The organism is Nitrospiria bacterium (assembly GCA_035517655.1).
In the GTDB taxonomy this organism is placed as follows: Bacteria; Nitrospirota; Nitrospiria; order JACQBZ01; family JACQBZ01; genus JACQBZ01.
This window is the reverse complement of sequence record DATIYJ010000030.1, coordinates 1-16,639: the sequence shown is the minus strand read 5'-3', so window position 1 is coordinate 16,639 and position 16,639 is coordinate 1. Positions and strand designations below refer to the sequence as shown.

Here is a 16,639-nt window from a genome sequence, read left to right as displayed (position 1 = left end):
CGGTGCCTTGTTCAGGTGTAGGTAAACAGCGGGTGGTTATCCTCGATGATTCGAGTTTCGCGCTCCGCGTGCTGCCGAATGTGCTTGGGCAAGAGAAACTGTCCGTGATGAATCTCGCCGTTGTAGTACTGCAATTCGCCTTTTAAGCGCTCGGCGATCCGTTTGTCGATTTCAGCCTGAGAGAAACTCTGCGGGTCGAGCTGTTTGGAGGCCAGCGCGAAGCCCCACGGCAACCCGAAACAGGGGATGATGGCCTGGTAGGGGCGCACGATCGGGAAGACGGACTTCAAGGTCTGGTACACGGCCGAAAAACAGAGAAGCGCCGTCAGGGCCGTGGTTCCGGCCTGGAGCGAGATGAGGCCGTCCTTGCTCAGGCGGTTCATCACGATCTGGTAGAATTCCTTCGTGTAGAGGAGATAGGCCGGGCCCTCTTCCACCGGCTCTGAGATGTCGATGATGATGATGTCGTAGACATCCTTGGTCTCCTCCAGATACTTTCGCGCGTCCCGGAATTCGAGTTTCACACGCGGGTCGTCGAAGGATCCCCGGTGCCATTCGGGCAGATAGATTTTGCAGGCCTCCACGACATCCTGATCGATGTCGACCATCAGGACCTGCTCGACCGACTTATGCCGGAGAATCTCGCGGAGGGTGGCCCCTTCCCCGCCCCCCACGATGAACACTTTCTTCGGATGGGGGTGGGTGAGCATGGCCGGGTGGACCAGGGCTTCGTGGTAGATGAACTCGTCGTACTCGCTGGACTGCATCTTGCCGTCCAGGACCAGGCAGCGCCCGTAATTTCGGGTGAGCATGATCTCCATCTGCTGGAACTTGGTTTGCTTGGCGTGGAGGATCGTCTCCACGCCATGCATGTGGCCTTCGTCCGGGGTCAAGAAGTCAAGGAACCATTTGTAGCTCTTTGGTTCGGGCATATTCCACGACCTCTTTGACCGGTTTGTGAGGGAGTTTCATATCGCCGCGGATCAGGACGCCGCGCTTCAGTTCCACGATGGAAGGATCTTTGGATTGAAACTTGTCGATCAGGAGAGACGCGGCCGTTTCCGGTTGAAGAACGTCGCCGCAGGTGAAGATGTCGATGGCGGCGTAACCGTATTCGGGCCAGGTGTGAATCGAAATGTGGGATTCGGCGATAACAACGACACCGCTGATGCCAAAGGGACTGAATTTGTGGAAGGAGATCTCAACAATGGTGGCCTTGGCTTCCTTGGCTGCTGAGACCATGATCTCTTGCACCTTCTTCAGATCATTTAACACCTTGGAGTTGCATAATTTCAACTCCAACAGCAAATGCCTCCCGAGTGCGTGCAATCTATTTGCCCCCTTTCGTCACGGGTTAGTGGCTTCTGTGAGATCTTTGGAATCGCTCTCACCTCCTCACCCCGCTGATGAACGCCGAGGTGTCCATCCGAATTCTTCCCGGAATGCTTTCCGCGATTTTTTCCGATCCGCTTCCCCGGTTTTTCCTTCGCGAATGCCGACGACCGGAGTCGCGCGATGAGTTCGTCCTCTTCACGGCGACCGATGATCGCAACCGGTCGTCATCATTTAAATGTAAATATATCTGAATTTTTTTGTTTGTCAAGAAAAAAGTAGAAAAATTCCCCGAAATTTCTCTTCGAACGGTCGGTCTTCGTCGATGAGCGGGCCACAGCGTCGGTGAAAAAATGCGGAACGATTCTCCGACGGAAAAAAAGCGATCCGAACAGGGGTTTGATTTGCCGCGCGCGATCGAGCGATGGATCGCGCCTCGCCGAAAACCGGCGGCGCTCAAGCCCGCGGCCGCTTCCTTGACACCCTTCCGACCGGGTGTTAGAATGCGATCGAACTTTTTCCGGGTTCTTCCGCAGGTGTCGATTTGCCTCGATGGATTCGTTGGGTGGCGACCGGCTTCGGCGCCGGTTATGCTCCCGTGGCCCCCGGCACCGCCGGGAGCCTCGTGGGACTGGTCCTCGTTTTTCTGGTTCAAAACCGCTCGCTGATTTTTTATACGGTCGTCGTTCTGTCGGTCTTCGCGCTGGGCGTTTATTCGGCCGATCGGGTTGAGCGCGCCACCCGGGAAAAAGACAATCGATGCATCGTCATCGATGAGATCGCCGGGATGCTGGTGGCGGGTTTCCTGCTGCCCTCCGGCGCCGGCTATTGGATCGGCGGCTTTCTCCTGTTCCGAGCCCTCGATGTCTTGAAGCCGTTTCCGGCGCGCTGGATCGAACGCCATCTCGTCGGCGGGTGGGGCATTATGCTGGACGACACCGTGGCCGGGCTGTATGCCAATCTGATGCTGCAGGGCATCAAAGCGTGGGTCCAGCCGTCATGAAAACCCTGAGCGCTGAAATCATCGCGACCGGCTCGGAGCTGTTGTGGGACGGCCTGACCGACACCAATTCGGTTTACCTGGCCGACCGGCTGATCGAGTTGGGGTTTGAGCCGATCCACAAATCGGTCGTGGGAGACGAAGAGCGGCGGATGATGGAAGTCATCCGGCAAGCGGCCGAGCGCGCGCCGGTGGTCCTGATTACGGGCGGACTCGGGCCGACGGAGGACGACCTCACCAAAAAGGTGGTCAGCCGAATCGCCGGCCGTCGCCTGGTCCTTCAGGAAAAGCTCTTGGATGACCTTCGCAAGCGCTTTGCGGAACGGGCGCAGGCCATGCCGGTTCAAGTCGAGCGCCAGGCCCTGATGCCGGCCCGATCCGTCGTCATCCCGAACCCGGCTGGGAGCGCGCCGGGCTTGATCCTCCACTGGGAAAACAGTTATCTGATCTGCCTGCCCGGCGTTCCGCATGAGATGCGTTCGATGTACGAAGCGACGGTCGGGCCCTTCCTTCAGCAACGCTTTCCCTCCCGACCCTGGAACGAGTTGCATCTCTTCCGAACCTACGGGTTGATGGAATCGGGGGTGAATGAACGGCTGGCCGATCTGATGATCGGTCATCCCCGGGTCCGGATCGGCCTGACGGCCAAGCCGGTCGGGGTCGATGTCCGGATCTTGGGAAGCGGACGGAACCGGGAAGAGGTACGCGTCCTTCTGGAAGGCCTGCTCCAAAAAGTGGAAGAGCGGCTGGCGGACATTCTGTACGTCCGGGGTCGGGACGAAATGGAAGCGGTGGTCGGGCGGCTGCTGAAGGAGCGCCGGATGCGCTTGGCCGTGGCCGAGTCCTGTACCGGAGGATTGATCGGTCACCGCTTGACCAATGTTCCGGGAAGCTCGGACTATCTCGACCGGGTCGAGGTGTGTTATAGTAACCGTGCCAAGATCGAGGCCCTCGGCGTGCCGTCGGAACTGATCGAGGCGAACGGCGCCGTCAGCGCGCCGGTCGCCGCCGCCATGGCCCAGGGGGTCCGACGGCGAGCCGGGACCGATTTCGGTCTGTCCGTGACCGGCATCGCCGGGCCGGGCGGCGGGACCCCCGAAAAACCGGTGGGGTTGGTTTACTTCGGTCTGGACGACGGCCGGGAAGTGCGCACCTCCTTTGCGCGATTCTCCGGCGACCGCGCGGCGGTCAAGCTCCGCGCTTCTCAGCATGCGCTGGATCTGCTGCGGCGGGTGTTGGCAGGGCCGTCGCATGCGTCGCCCCTGCGGTAGAGCATGCGCGTCTTTGTCGCTTTCGAGTTTCCTTCGGTCATCAAGGAAGCCGCGGCCGCGATCCAGCGGGAGTTGATGAAGTCGGACGCGCCCGTCGCTTGGGTCCGAACGGACGGGATGCATCTGACCTTGAAGTTTTTGGGAGAGGTGCCGTCCGCGCGTCTGCCCGGCATCGAGGACGCCTTAAGGCTCGCTTCGGAGGGGACGGGGCCGATGAAGATCGCGGTGCAAGATATCGGCGTCTTTCCGAACCCGAAAACTCCCCGCGTTGTCTGGCTGGGCATCCGGCCGGAGGGCGACCGGCTCATGCGACTTCAGGAACGCATCGATCGTGCGCTGGCGCCGTTGGGATTTCCGCGGGAGGAGCGCGGGTTCCGGCCGCATCTTACCCTGGGCCGCGTCAAATCCTCACGCGGCCTGGACGGCTTGATGAAGGCCATCGCCGTCCGGCATCGTTTTTCCGCCGGAGAGAGCCTGTTGGATGAGCTTTATTTGATTCAAAGCGAGCTTCGGAGGGAAGGGGCGGTTTATACGAAGCTGTGGTCTGTGGCACTTTAATTGCAATCATTAATATAGGGCGGGCCCGGTTCATCACGCCGTTCCGTTACAAGGATTTTACGCACGCGGGAAGGCCGGACCGTTCACGCCGGGCTTGATATAGGGTGAACGGGTGTTACGATCCTCAACCACTGTTAAACCATAAAGGAGCATCCATGGCGGACAAAGAGAGTCGGGGCAAAGCGCTCGATCTGGCGGTGGCTCAGATCGAAAAGCAGTTCGGAAAAGGGGCCATTATGAAACTGGGCTCGGAGGAAGTCCTGTCGGATATCCCGGCGATCTCGACCGGTTCTCTGGGCCTGGACATCGCCCTGGGCGTGGGCGGTTTTCCCCGCGGTCGGGTGGTCGAGATCTTCGGTCCCGAGGCCTCCGGCAAGACGACGCTGACGCTGCACGCGATCGCGGAGGCCCAGAAGGCGGGAGGCGCGACGGCGTTCATCGACGCCGAGCATGCCCTCGACGTGACCTATGCGCGGAAGCTGGGCGTGAAGACGGACGATCTGCTGATCGCCCAGCCGGACACGGGCGAGCAGGCCCTGGAAATCGCCGAGACGCTGGTCCGCAGCGGGGCGCTGGACCTGATCGTGATCGATTCGGTCGCGGCGCTGGTTCCGCGCGCCGAACTGGAGGGGGAGATGGGCGACGCGCATATGGGCCTGCAGGCCCGGCTGATGTCGCAGGCGCTCCGGAAGCTGACGGCGACCATCAGTAAATCACAAACCACGGTGATCTTTATCAACCAGATCCGGATGAAGATCGGCGTGATGTTCGGAAACCCCGAGACCACGACCGGCGGAAACGCGTTGAAATTCTACGCCTCGGTCCGGCTGGACATCCGGCGGATTGAAGCGATCAAAGAGGGGCAGGAAGTGACCGGCAGCCGTGCGCGCGTCAAGGTGGTGAAAAACAAAGTCGCGCCGCCGTTCAAACAGGCCGAGTTTGATATCATGTTTAATGAAGGCATCTCCAAGGTCGGCGAGATCCTGGATTTGGGGGCGGAAAAAGGCGTAGTCGAAAAAAGCGGGGCCTGGTATACTTACAAGGGAGAACGTATCGGCCAGGGCCGGGAACAGGCCCGGACCTTCCTGAAGGGAAACCCCGCCATGGCAAAGGAGATCGAGGAGCGAATCCGGGAGGCCGCCCTGGCGCTTCGAAAACCGGCCGCAACGGGAAAGACGGCGGCGCCGGTCAAGACGGCCCACCCCGCGCGTGGACAACAGCCGATCGCCTGAGGAGAGATCACCATGTCCGTCACCATTAACGAACTGCTTAAGATTTCGATCGACCGAAAGGCCTCCGATCTTCATTTGAAGGTCGGAAACTATCCGATCATCCGCGTGGACGGTCACCTGATTCCGGTTGAAGAGCAGCCCAAGCTGAGTCAGGAGGACGCGATCCAGGTGGCCTTCTCGATCATGAGCAACCCCCAGAAGGAGAAGTTCAAGCAGCGCAGCGAAATCGACCTGGCCTACAGCGCCCCTGGAATGGGCCGTTTCCGGGTGAACGTCTTCCAGCAACGGGGAACGATCGGCCTGGTCTTCCGGGTCGTCCCGACCAAAATCCTGACGGTCGAGGAGTTGAATCTGCCGCCGGTTCTTGAGAAACTGGCGATGGAACAACGGGGGCTGGTCCTGGTTACGGGAACGACCGGCAGCGGAAAGACGACCGCCCTGGCCTCCCTGATCGATTTCATCAACCGGAACCGGATGGACAACGTGATCACGATCGAGGACCCGATCGAGTATCTTCACCGCGACCGGAAAAGCATCGTCAGCCAACGGGAAGTGGGCGCGGACACGGAGTCGTTCAGCGGGGCGCTGCGGTCGGCTCTTCGTCAGGACCCGGACGTCATCCTGGTCGGCGAGATGCGCGATTTCGAGACGATCTCGACCGCGCTGGTCGCCGCCGAAACGGGGCACCTGGTGATGAGCACGCTCCATACGCTGGACGCGAGCGAGACGATCAACCGGATCATCTCGGTTTTCCCCCCCTATCAGCAGAAGCAGGTGCGCATGCAGCTCGCCGCCGTCCTGAAGGGCGTGGTGTCCATGCGGCTGGTGCCCCGGTCGGACGGGGCCGGGCGCGTGCCGGCGGTGGAGGTGATGATCGCCACGCAGACCATCCGGGAATGCATCATCGATCAGGACAAAACCCGCAAGATCCCGGATGTGATTGCGGCCGGACAGTCTCAGTACGGAATGCAAACGTTCGACCAGTCGCTATTCGGTTTGTTTCAGAAGAACCTGATTACCTACGAAGAGGCGCTCCGGTGGTGCACCAATCCGGAGGACTTCACGCTCAAGGTCAAGGGCATCCAGTCCACCTCGGATGCCTGGGATGGACAGCCCGAACAGACCGTGGGCAAGGAAGCGGAACCCAAATTCAAGATCGACCGCTTCGGAAAATAGGTGGATGAGGATCTTCTGAGAAAGGCGCTGGACTCCGCCTACCGCTACCTGGCCCGCAGCCCCCGAACCCGCGCCGAACTGGAACGCCGCTTACGGGAAAAGAATTATCCCGAGCCGGTGATCCGTCAAGTCCTTCAACGGCTCGAAGCCTACCGGTATATAGACGATCAAGCCTTCGCGAGACAATGGGCCCGCGACCGGTTTACCCGCCGCCGCTGGGGTCCGTCGCGTCTCCGAATGGAGTTGGAACGCAAAGGCGTCGCCCGGGAATGGACCGAAGCGGCCGTCCGGGAGCTGTTTGAAGAGGGGGCTGAGGAAACCCGGGCGACGGAGCTCGTCGTGCAACGTCTCCGAGGGCGCGGTCTTCGCGATCCGAAGGAGTACCGCCGGTTGTTCGCCTACCTTTTCCGGCGGGGCTATTCCCCGGACGCCATCCAGAGCGCGTTGCGAAAAATGAAAGAGAGTTCGGAATAGAAAGAGCGGCGGTTACGACCGGATGACGTTGATCAGGAGTTCGGGCAACCCGGTTAGAAGGATTTCTTCCTGCGCCTTGGTGGTCATGTCCCGCAGAACGGCCTTCCCGGACTTCAGCTCGTTTTCACCCACGATCAGCGTGTACCGCGCGCCCAGCTTGTCCGAAAGACCCATCTGCTTTTTCAATCCCCCGCCGGAGTAGTCCATTTCAACCCGCCGGCCGTGGCCCCGAAGCCGGATGATCACGGGCAGCATCTGACGGACGGCTTCCTCTCCCAGCAGCGCAAAGAAGACGTCGGGCTTCGGTGTCTCGATCCGCGCCATGAGCGAGGCGATCCGCTCCACCCCCATCGCGAAGCCGATGCCGGGCGTGGGCGGGCCTCCGAGCTCTTCCACGAGGCCGTCGTAGCGGCCGCCGGCCGCGACCGCGTTCTGGGCGCCGAGCCTCGTCGTGGTGACCTCGAACGCGGTCCGCGTGTAGTAGTCCAGTCCGCGGACGAGACGCTCGTTCACGACAAAGGGGATCTTGATCCGGTTCAGTCCGTCCTTGACCTGCTGGAAATGAGCCAGGCATTCCGGGCAGAGATGGTCCAGCGGCGACGGGGCCTTGGCCGCGACGGCCCTGCAGCCCTCCTTCTTGCAGTCTAAAATCCGCATCGGATTCGTTTCATAGCGCCGCCGGCAGTCCTCGCAGAGTTCCGCGAGGCGGGTCTTGAAATAGGCCTTCAGCGTCTTCCGGTAGTGGGGACGACAGGCCGCGTCGCCCAGGCTGTTGATCTCGAGCTGAACCTCCGTCACGCCGACGTTCTGGAGCACGATCGTCAACATCGCAAGCACCTCCACATCCATCGCGGGACGGTCCGTGCCGAGGGCCTCGACGCCGATTTGGTAGAACTGGCGGAAGCGGCCGGCCTGGGGCCGCTCGTGGCGGAACATCGGGCCGAGATAATAGAGTTTGGCGACCGGCGCCCTCAGGTTTAATTGATGTTCGATGTAGGCCCGTACGACCGACGCGGTTCCCTCCGGCCGGAGCGTGATCTTTTTCCCGTCCCGGTCCTCGAAGGTGTACATCTCCTTCTCAACGATATCGGTCGTGGCCCCGATGCCCCGCGCGAACAGCTCCGTGACCTCGAAAATCGGGATGCGGATCTCGGAGAAGCCGTACGATTCGAAGACCGACCGCGCGGCCTGCTCGAGCCGCTGGACCGCCTCGATCTCGCCGGGCAGGATGTCTTTAACGCCCCGGATGGACTGGAATTTCATGGCGTCACTATAGACGCAACCCGTCGGAAAAGTCAACACGGTAAGGCCGTTGGCGGGAGGGAGATTGAAATGGAACGGAAGTTGGGTTACCATGGGGTCGGCGAAGATTGAAAGGTCCTTTTCCCGATGAAAAAGGAAACCCGAGAACAGCCTCCAAAGACGACCCGGACCGCTTCCCCGTTGCGCATCGAACTGCTCGGTCCGCTCGTCATCCACCGGAATGGAAATCCTCTTCCTTCAAAGGCCTGGGACCGCCAGAAAACCCGATCGCTTCTGAAGCTTCTCCTCACCGCGCCGGGCCGAATTTTTTCGCCGGATGAAATCATCGATCTACTCTGGCCGGCCCTCAAAGCGGAAGAGGCCGCCAAAAGCCTCCGTTCGGCCGTCAGCAAACTCCGGAAGGCCTTGGAACCCGACCTCCGTCAAGGCCGTCTCTCCCGGTATATTCTAACGGAACGAAGCGGATATGCCTTTATGCCCTCGCCCGACGCTCTCCTTGACACCGAGGAGGTTCAGGCGGCCCTTCGTCAGGGCCGTGAGAAACAGAAAGGGGAGCAATGGGAGGAAGCGCTGGCCCGTTATCGCACGGCCCTTTCCCGATTCCGGGGCGAGTTTTTGTCGGATGAGCCGGAGACCCTCTGGCTTTTACCCCATCGCGAGCAGTGGCGACAGGTCCGGCGAACCCTTCTGCTGGCCCAAATGGACTGCCATCTCGCGCTCGCCCAATATTCTTACGCGCTGGAAGCCGGTCAGGCCGCCTTGGTGATCGATCGCTGCGATGAAGAAGCCTACCGAAAGCTGATGTTGCTCCATTATTTGAGCGGCCACTTGAACGAGGTCGAGGTGCTTTTTAAGCAGTGCGGGGACGCCTTGCGGGAAGAACTGAGTGTGGATCCTTCGGAGGAGACGGTCCGACTGCATGATCAGATCCGACGGAGGCGGGTTCCCGGCATCGATAAAACCGTCCGTACCGCGGTCGAGATTCCGCGGACCGGACGGGTTCTGCATTCCCTGGGACGGCTTCGATTGATCGGGCGTGAAAATGAGATCGGCCTGATCGCGACGCACCTGGAGGACGCCGTCGAAAAAAAGGGGAGCGTCGTCGCCTTGGGCGGGGAGCCCGGCGTCGGCAAGACCCGCCTGGCCGAAGAGGTTTTGGTGTATGCCCGCAGCCGGAACTTTCTGACGGCGTCGGGCCGCTGCTACGCGCCCGCGCTGCGCCGGCCGTACGAGCCGATCGTCGAAATCTTCCGGGAGATCCTGAACGGGCCCCGGCGCCCCTCCCTGCTTTCGCTTTCTCCATTCCATCTGGCCTGCGCCGCACAGGTCGTTCCGGAGATTCCGGTTCCATCGAATTTGCCGGTTCTTCCGCCGCTTCCGGGCGAGCAGGTCAAGCAGCGTCTGTTCGAGGCGCTGACCCAGTTGCTGATCGGGCTCTCGAACGACGCCCCCCTCGCGCTTTTCCTGGACGATATTCATTGGGCCGACGACGAGACGCTCGCGATCCTGCATCATCTGGTCCGCCGGATTTCCCAAGACCGGATTCTGGTGATGCTCACCTATCGAACCGACGAGGCCTCCGCCCATCCGGTCGTCTCCCAGCTCCTCGCGGCGATTCAGCGCATCGCCTCGCGGATCCTCCCGCTTTCGCATCTTCCGCGCAAATCGATCCTCGATCTGTTTCGGATGATGAGCGCCAAAGGCGAGTCGGCCGCTCATATCGACCGGCTGGCCCTTCGCCTTTATGAAGAGACGCATGGAAATCCGCTCTTTGTCATGGAAGTGCTCCAGATCTTGATCGAAAAGGATCTGCTGAAAGTGAACCGTCGCGGAAGATGGACTGTCGGATCGCGGGAGAACGCGGACCAAACGTCCTGGGAGATTCCGGGAGGCATCCGGCGCGTCATCCTTTCCCGTGTGGAACGCGTCGGCCCGGAGGACCGGAAGAGCCTCGAAACGCTTTCGACGCTCGGCCGCGACTTCAGCCGCGATCTGATAAACCGCCTGCTCGGACCCGACGGGATCGACGGCGCGGACACGCTCGACCGCCTTCTCCGGGCCGGCTTCCTTCAGGAAGATCCCGGCCTCCGCGGCGTCTACCGCTTCGCGCACGAAAACATCCGGCAGACGGTCTACGACGCGCTTGGTCCGGGCCGGAAAAAGGCGCTCCACCGGCGGGCGGCCGAGGCGCTCGAGTCGTTTCCCGGTCCCGAGGCCTCCGCCCCGGAACTGGCCCATCACTTTCTCCTGGCCGAGGCCCGGCCCGAGGCGTTCCGCTATCTCAAGGAAGCGGCCGAGGCGGCGCGACGAACGTTTGCTTACGGCGCGGCCCTTTCCTTCCTCGACCAGGCCGAGTCGATCCTGTCTCTCCACGGCGCGAGCTTTCTGTCCCCCGATGAAAGGGTCCGCCGGCGGCTCCAGCTCTTTAAACTGAAGGACCATCTTCTCGCCGAGACCGGCCAGACCAAGAAGCGGGAAAAGGTCGTGGCCGAGACGATCCGCCTCGCCCGAAAATCGGGCGATCCGGTCGAGCTGGCCGAGGCCCATCTCTCCCTTTCGGGGCTTCACAGCTCGAACCGGGACTGGGACCGCGCGATCGAGCTGGCGAAGCAGGCGCTTGCCCTTTACGAGGCGCAGGGCCGAAAAGACGGCGCGGCCAAGACCTTTCGGGAGCTCGGCTACATCCACTGGGAATCGGGGCGGCTGGAGAAGGCGCTCGAGATGAACCAGAAGGCCCTCCGCCTGCACGAGGTGACCGGAAACGTAAAAGGCGCGGCGGGAGATCTTCACAACATCGGTCAGATCTATGCCAGCCTGGGGGATTACGCGAAGGGACTGGAATACTACCGGAAGGCGCGTTGGGAATTCCGAAGGATCGGCGAGCGGAACGAGGAGGGCCGGACGCTGAACATTCTCTCGCGGATCGCCCGGCTGACCGGGAATCAGGCCGAGGCCCTGTCCACCACGCTGGAGGCGCTGGCGCTTCATCGCGAGGAGAACGACCGCTACGGGGAGATACATTATCTGCTGGAGGCGGCCTCGCTCTATCTGGGCCTGGAAAATTTCGAGCAGGCGCGGGAGTCCTACGAGACGGCGCTCCGGCTTTCCAGGGAAATGGGCGGAAACACCGGGAAGGAGGGGAATGCGCTGCGGGGGCTGGGCATCCTTTACGAGCGGCGCGGCGACGCCGGACGGGCCGAGGCCTGTTTTTCCGAGGGTGCCGCGCTTCTGCTCGAGGCTGGCGACGTCATGGTGTGGGCCGACGTCTGCCAGCGTCTGGGGGATTTGATGGTGCAAGCGTTTCAAAAAGGTGAAAAGGCGCTGCATTATTACAACAGCGCAATGAACTATTACCGAAAGGAGGGTTCCTCCGAAGCCCTCCGTCCGCTTTTGAGCCGGATGGGACATGCCTGTTGGGTCGGCGGGAAACCGGGCGCGGCGATTCCTTTTTATGTCGAGGCGCTGGAGCTTGCACGGGCGCAACGGGACCGCGCCGCGGAGGGGGCGGCGCTGGCCGCGTTGAGCGTCGTCTACCGGCAGGCTGGCGACCTGAATAAGTCTCTGGATTGCGCGCTCGATGCCTGCGACTCGGCCCGGTCGCTCCGGGACCGTCTGGCCGAGGGCTTCGTTCTCTCGAGTCTGTGCGACACCTATCTCGCCATGGGACGGCGTCCGGAGGCGGAGGAAGCGGCGCTCGCCGCGCTGGACCTCCGTTCCGGTTCCGGGGATCGGGCGCATCTTGCATGGGCGCACCATCGCTTGGGAAAGGTCCTCAAAGAAAACGGAAAGGGGCGCGAAAGCCGGGTCCATCTTGACAAAGCGCTCGCGTTGGCTCAAGAATTGGGCGACCAAGAGCTTCTGAGGATCACACTACGACAAAAGGAGTAAGCATGCCCAGATTCCTGATCGAACGAAAAGTCGGAAAGCTGACCGAGGCCCAGATCGACGCCGGACTGCGTCAGGCGATGAAGGTCGCGGATGAGCTCCATGTCAAATGGATCCGGACCTATTACGCGGCGGACGAGGGGAAGATGTATTGCGAGTACGAGGCGCCCACGATCGATCTGATCTATGAGCACGCGCGCCGCGCCCAGGTCCCGGCCGACGTCGTCCGGATGGTGACCGAGCTCCAGCCGGCCATGTTTAGATAATAATTCCGCACACCAGATCCCTCTCCGCAACAATTCCGCAACATCCCCGGGTTAGACTCACTCCCGCGTATCGAGCAGCCGCTTTTCGGCGCTCGATGCGATTCATCAAAAGAAAGGGGGTGATGACCATGCCGAAGTTTGTCGCGATATTTGCCGCCACGCCGGCCGCCGTGCAGCAGACGATCAAGGAGCTGCCCGCGCGCGCCGACCTGGGAGGCGGGATCCGTCAGTACGCCCATTTCTTTTCCGGAACGGGAAAGATGTGCTGCGTCTTCGAGGCGCCGAACGAAAGCGCGATTCGGTCGTTTCTCAAGGACAGGACGCCGGGCGATCTTTATCCGGTCGATTTTGAGTGGGATCGGGCCACCGGGAAATTTGTTCAAGGATAAGCACAAACATTGAGCCCCGCCCCGGATGGGGCGGGGCTCATACAACCCTAAGGAGATAAAAGATGAAACGCATCATGAATCTCATCGCGATGATGGTCATCACCCTCAGCCTCACGGCCGTATCCATGGCCGATGAAGGCCATCAAATGGGCGGCAAAGGGGTCAAGGGCATGTCGAAGGAAGATCTGATCAAGCTCGCGCTCAGCGCCGCGCCTCCGGAAATTGCAAGGGATGCGTCGGTGATGCTCCCCGGCGAGGACGGCAAGATGATCGAGGCGAAGCACGGGACGAACGGATTCACCTGCCTTCCGGATATTCACGGTCAATCCATTCCCGATCCGATCTGTTCGGATCAGGCCGCCGCGCAGTGGATCAATGACATGATGAGCGGAGCTCCGAGACCGACCAACACCGTGCCGGGGATTTCCTACATGGCGCGGGGAGGCTGGCATTACGAGAAGGACGGAAAGGTCACCATGAAGGAGGGGGAAGCCGGATCAAAACTGGTATCGGAGCCGCCTCATTGGATGGTTTTCTGGTCGTTCGACTCCAAGACGAGCGGGATCCCCGCAGGTCCGAATAAGTTTGGGACCTGGATCATGTTTGAGGGGACACCCTACGCCCATCTCATGGTGTACCAAAATCCGGTCTGGATCAAGTAAGAAAAAGGATCCTTCGGGATCGAAAAGAGAAGGGCTCTGCCTTGCAGAGCCCTTCTGCATTTTTGTTCTCGATTCGCTCGGATTTTCATCTTTGTCTTGACAGCGAGCGGCCGGCCGATCTAATGTTCCAAAAGGGTTTGAACGGGGATGCTTCCATGACGGATTCGACGGGCGCGGAGAACGGAACGACTGAGGACGCGGGGCCGGAGGAATCGACTCCATCCGGGACCGAAGCGCCGACCGCTTCACCGGACGTTTCAACTGATCGGGTCGCCGAGCCGGAAGCGTCTTCCCCCTCCGCCCTCGAACTTCCCCCCGTTCGCTGGATTTACCGCCACGCGCTGCCCGTGCGCCTCGCCCACTGGATCAACGTCCTCTGCCTTCCGATTCTGGTGATGAGCGGTCTTCAGATCTTCAACGCCCATCCGGCCCTGTACTGGGGCGAGCGCTCGGATCGGGACCGTCCGATTCTCGCGCTGGACACCGACTATTCGGAAGCGGCGGGACTCCGCGGGATCACCCGCGTCTTCGGTCATTCCTTCGACACGACCGGATGGCTGGGGGCCTCCAAGGATGCAAGCGGACAACTTCATCGCCGCGGCTTTCCGGCCTGGGCCACGATTCCCAGCTTCCAGTGGCTGGCCATGGGGCGGCGATGGCATTTCTTTTTTGCCTGGGTCTTCGTCCTGAACGGAGTTTTTTTCGGTCTTTACGCCTTTTTGAGCAGGCATTTCGACCGGGACCTCTTCCCGCTTCCGCGGGACCTTCGCGGCATCGGGAAGGCCGTGGTCGATCATCTTCTCTTCCGCCACACTGCGGGAGAGGCGGCGGCCCGCTACAATGTCCTGCAAAAAATCGCCTACACGAGTGCGGTGTTCGTGCTGGGGCCGCTGATCCTCCTGACCGGAATGACGATGTCGCCGGGACTGGACGCCGCGTTTCCCGGCCTTCTCACCCTTTTCGGCGGCCGGCAGTCGGCGAGGACGGTCCATTTCATCGCCTGCTTTTCGTTCATCGGCTTCGTTGCGGTCCATCTTTTCATGGTGGCCGTGACCGGGCTTTGGAACAATCTTCGCTCCATGGTGGTCGGACGCTATCGTATTGCGGAAGTCGGAGGCGGGCTTCATGATCAAAAACCGAATTGACCGGCGGCGCTTCTTCGCCCGGTCCGCCCAGGCGGTCGGCCTGATGCTCCTGGCCGGCTGCGACAAGCTTTCGCAGTCCGAGTGGTTCCCGAAAATCCTCGGCCGCGCCGAAGGCCTGACCCGGAGCGTCCAGCGTCTCGTCACGCCGCGGAAGGCGATGGCGCCGGAATACGCCGAGGCCGATCTCTCGCCCGTTTTCCCGACCAACGGAAACATCGACCCGGAGAATCCGGACTATCAGGCCCAGGTCCGGAACGGCTTTGCCGACTGGAAATTGACCGTGTCGGGGCTTGTCGAGCATCCGGCCGAGTTCTCGCTGGAAGAACTACGTCGGCTTCCGTCCCGCACGCAGATCACGCGCCACGATTGCGTCGAGGGCTGGAGCGCCATCGCGAAATGGAAGGGCGCGCCGCTGGCCGAGATTTTGAACCGGGTCCGTCCGCTTCCCTCGGCGCGCTACGTCGTCTTCTATTGCGCCGACCCGGACGATTCGGGCGCCAACTATTATGAGAGCATCGATTTCGACGACGCCTACCACCCGCAAACGCTCCTGGCCTACGAAATCAACGATCAAATTCTCCCGGTCGCCCACGGCGCCCCGATCCGCCTTCGGCTCGAGCGGCAGCTCGGCTATAAAATGGCCAAGTACGTCGTGCGGATCGAGCTGGTGGAAAGTTTTGAGTCGATCGGCGGCGGCCACGGAGGGTATTGGGAGGATCAGGGCTACGAATGGTACGCCGGAATTTGAATTCCGTCGCGGTAAAACCGTAAAATAATTCGCTCCCCCTTAACACACGAAACGGTAACCCCTTTTTCTATTTTCATTCGATGCGTCCTTTCTTGACGTTCGGGCATGGTATCCTCCTTTTCATTAGCAACCCTAAAAACCCAAGGAGGATGACATGCAGGTAGAGATTTATCAACGTGAAATGGTTGAAAGCGCAGCCCCCGATTTTCTCGATGCCTTCGAGGAGTGGGAGCACCGGGCTTCGTTGGTCAAGGAGTTGGGCCTTTCAGGACAGCAACGGTACATGGACGGTCTGGGAAAAGCGAAAGACATTCCGTTTAAGCTGCTCAGTCCGGATGAGTGCATGGTTTGGAGAAGCTATCTCGGCAAGCGGTACTTGGAGGACCGGGAGCTGTCCGAGGAGAGGAACTTGAATCGAATACTCGGTCTTGAAATGCATCGCCTGACCGAGTATGCCCATGATTTGATTCCACTGACTGCGCTCAAAACATGGGCCGACTGTAAAGAGATGGGCTACTTCGATTCTTACCAGATCTGGACGGCCGAGCGGCGTTCGGATCCGATTCTGCTCGGTCAAGTGGGTCCTCTGCTCTTTCTAATCGCCCGTTGGGGAGAAAGCCTCAAGCCGGTTGAGGAGATCGAACGGGAGGTGCAGGAGCAGCGACGTCGGTGAGCACCGAGAGCAACGGAATGGACAGCCCCTCGATTCATATTGTACGATAACTCAACTTCCGCGTCTTACTCTGTAAGGAGATCGGTTTATGGCCCGCGGCGATCAAGCCCTCCGCCAATGGAAGATTCTGACCACCGTCATGAGCCGCGCCCGGTATGGAGTGACTCAGAAACAGCTTCTGGACGAGATCGAAGAACTGGTCCCCCGTGGAAAAGGGAAGCGGACGCTTCAGCGGGACATTCAAGTCCTGGAACAAGCCGGTTTCCCAATCGATCGGTCGGAACGAAATGAGGACGGGGAGGTTTCGTATAAGCTCCTTCCAACTTTCCATCAGGTTCCGCCGATCATGCCGACGGTCCAGGAACTGATCGCGCTGGCTGTTGCCCGCACTCACCTTTCCGTCTTCGAGGGCACGCCCTTCAAAGAAAATCTGGATAATTTCTGGCGGAAGGCCCAGGCGATTTTTCCGGAGGATGCGCGGGAGGCGTTAGAAGAAGCCCAGGGGATGTACGGAACGCTCGACCGTCCGGCGATGAACTACAAACAGTACAAACCGCTTCTCGAA

General features: G+C 60.7%; 17 protein-coding genes. 14 read left to right on the top strand and 3 right to left on the bottom strand.

The annotated features are described in order from the left end of the window. Positions 1-11: 11 nt before the first annotated feature. Positions 12-932 carry a polyamine aminopropyltransferase gene (gene speE, locus VLY20_06350; protein ID HUK56262.1) on the bottom strand — a complete coding sequence of 307 codons (921 nt, stop codon included), beginning with the start codon at positions 930-932 and terminating at the stop codon, positions 12-14. Further along, positions 898-1,329, bottom strand: a complete 432-nt coding sequence (gene speD, locus VLY20_06345) for an adenosylmethionine decarboxylase (GenBank protein HUK56261.1) — start codon at positions 1,327-1,329, stop codon at positions 898-900. Before speD ends, speE begins: the two co-directional genes overlap by 35 nt. Positions 1,330-1,876: 547 nt before the next feature. On the opposite strand from speD, the gene VLY20_06340 reads away from it, so the two are divergent. The 6 genes from VLY20_06340 (at position 1,877) to VLY20_06315 (ending at position 7,043) form a co-directional block, all read left to right on the top strand. Next, positions 1,877-2,335 carry a phosphatidylglycerophosphatase A gene (locus VLY20_06340; protein ID HUK56260.1) on the top strand — a complete coding sequence of 153 codons (459 nt, stop codon included), beginning with the start codon at positions 1,877-1,879 and terminating at the stop codon, positions 2,333-2,335. Then, positions 2,332-3,603 (top strand): competence/damage-inducible protein A, encoded by a 1,272-nt coding sequence (locus tag VLY20_06335; protein ID HUK56259.1) that lies wholly within the window; start codon positions 2,332-2,334, stop codon positions 3,601-3,603. The genes VLY20_06340 and VLY20_06335 overlap by 4 nt, the downstream gene beginning before the upstream one ends. Before the next feature lie 3 nt (positions 3,604-3,606). Further along, positions 3,607-4,161: an RNA 2',3'-cyclic phosphodiesterase gene (gene thpR / locus VLY20_06330; GenBank protein HUK56258.1), complete on the top strand. Its 555-nt coding sequence runs from the start codon at positions 3,607-3,609 to the stop codon at positions 4,159-4,161. 155 nt (positions 4,162-4,316) lie between these two features. Then, on the top strand, positions 4,317-5,393 hold the full coding sequence (gene recA / locus VLY20_06325; GenBank protein HUK56257.1) for a recombinase RecA: 1,077 nt from the start codon (positions 4,317-4,319) through the stop codon (positions 5,391-5,393). A gap of 12 nt (positions 5,394-5,405) precedes the next feature. Further along, positions 5,406-6,569: a PilT/PilU family type 4a pilus ATPase gene (locus VLY20_06320; protein HUK56256.1), complete on the top strand. Its 1,164-nt coding sequence runs from the start codon at positions 5,406-5,408 to the stop codon at positions 6,567-6,569. After that, entirely contained in the window at positions 6,570-7,043 is a 474-nt protein-coding gene (locus VLY20_06315) for a regulatory protein RecX (protein HUK56255.1), read from the top strand. It abuts the gene before it with no gap. A gap of 12 nt (positions 7,044-7,055) precedes the next feature. Here the strand turns inward: VLY20_06315 and hisS are convergent, their stop codons facing one another. Next, the gene (gene hisS, locus VLY20_06310; GenBank protein HUK56254.1) at positions 7,056-8,306 is read right to left on the bottom strand and encodes a histidine--tRNA ligase; all 1,251 of its coding nucleotides are present in this window, start codon (positions 8,304-8,306) and stop codon (positions 7,056-7,058) included. A 126-nt stretch (positions 8,307-8,432) separates the two neighbouring features. Between hisS and VLY20_06305 the strand changes: the two genes are divergently transcribed. The 8 genes from VLY20_06305 to VLY20_06270 form a co-directional block, all read left to right on the top strand. Beyond that, a complete protein-coding gene (locus tag VLY20_06305) occupies positions 8,433-12,194 on the top strand; it encodes a tetratricopeptide repeat protein (GenBank protein ID HUK56253.1) in 3,762 nt (1,253 codons plus the stop codon). A gap of 2 nt (positions 12,195-12,196) precedes the next feature. After that, complete coding sequence (locus tag VLY20_06300) at positions 12,197-12,457, top strand: DUF4242 domain-containing protein (GenBank protein ID HUK56252.1); 261 nt, start codon at positions 12,197-12,199, stop codon at positions 12,455-12,457. Positions 12,458-12,585: 128 nt separating this feature from the next. After that, positions 12,586-12,846 carry a hypothetical protein gene (locus tag VLY20_06295; GenBank protein ID HUK56251.1) on the top strand — a complete coding sequence of 87 codons (261 nt, stop codon included), beginning with the start codon at positions 12,586-12,588 and terminating at the stop codon, positions 12,844-12,846. 62 nt (positions 12,847-12,908) lie between these two features. Further along, positions 12,909-13,508 carry a hypothetical protein gene (locus VLY20_06290; protein HUK56250.1) on the top strand — a complete coding sequence of 200 codons (600 nt, stop codon included), beginning with the start codon at positions 12,909-12,911 and terminating at the stop codon, positions 13,506-13,508. A 155-nt stretch (positions 13,509-13,663) separates the two neighbouring features. Continuing rightward, positions 13,664-14,653, top strand: coding sequence for a cytochrome b/b6 domain-containing protein (locus VLY20_06285; GenBank protein ID HUK56249.1), 990 nt, complete (start codon positions 13,664-13,666; stop codon positions 14,651-14,653). Next, positions 14,634-15,401 (top strand): molybdopterin-binding protein, encoded by a 768-nt coding sequence (locus VLY20_06280; GenBank protein ID HUK56248.1) that lies wholly within the window; start codon positions 14,634-14,636, stop codon positions 15,399-15,401. The genes VLY20_06285 and VLY20_06280 overlap by 20 nt, the downstream gene beginning before the upstream one ends. A 154-nt stretch (positions 15,402-15,555) precedes the next feature. Further along, positions 15,556-16,074 (top strand): hypothetical protein, encoded by a 519-nt coding sequence (locus tag VLY20_06275; GenBank protein ID HUK56247.1) that lies wholly within the window; start codon positions 15,556-15,558, stop codon positions 16,072-16,074. 88 nt (positions 16,075-16,162) lie between these two features. Then, the coding region (locus VLY20_06270; GenBank protein HUK56246.1) for a hypothetical protein at positions 16,163-16,639 on the top strand (477 nt) is incomplete at its 3' end.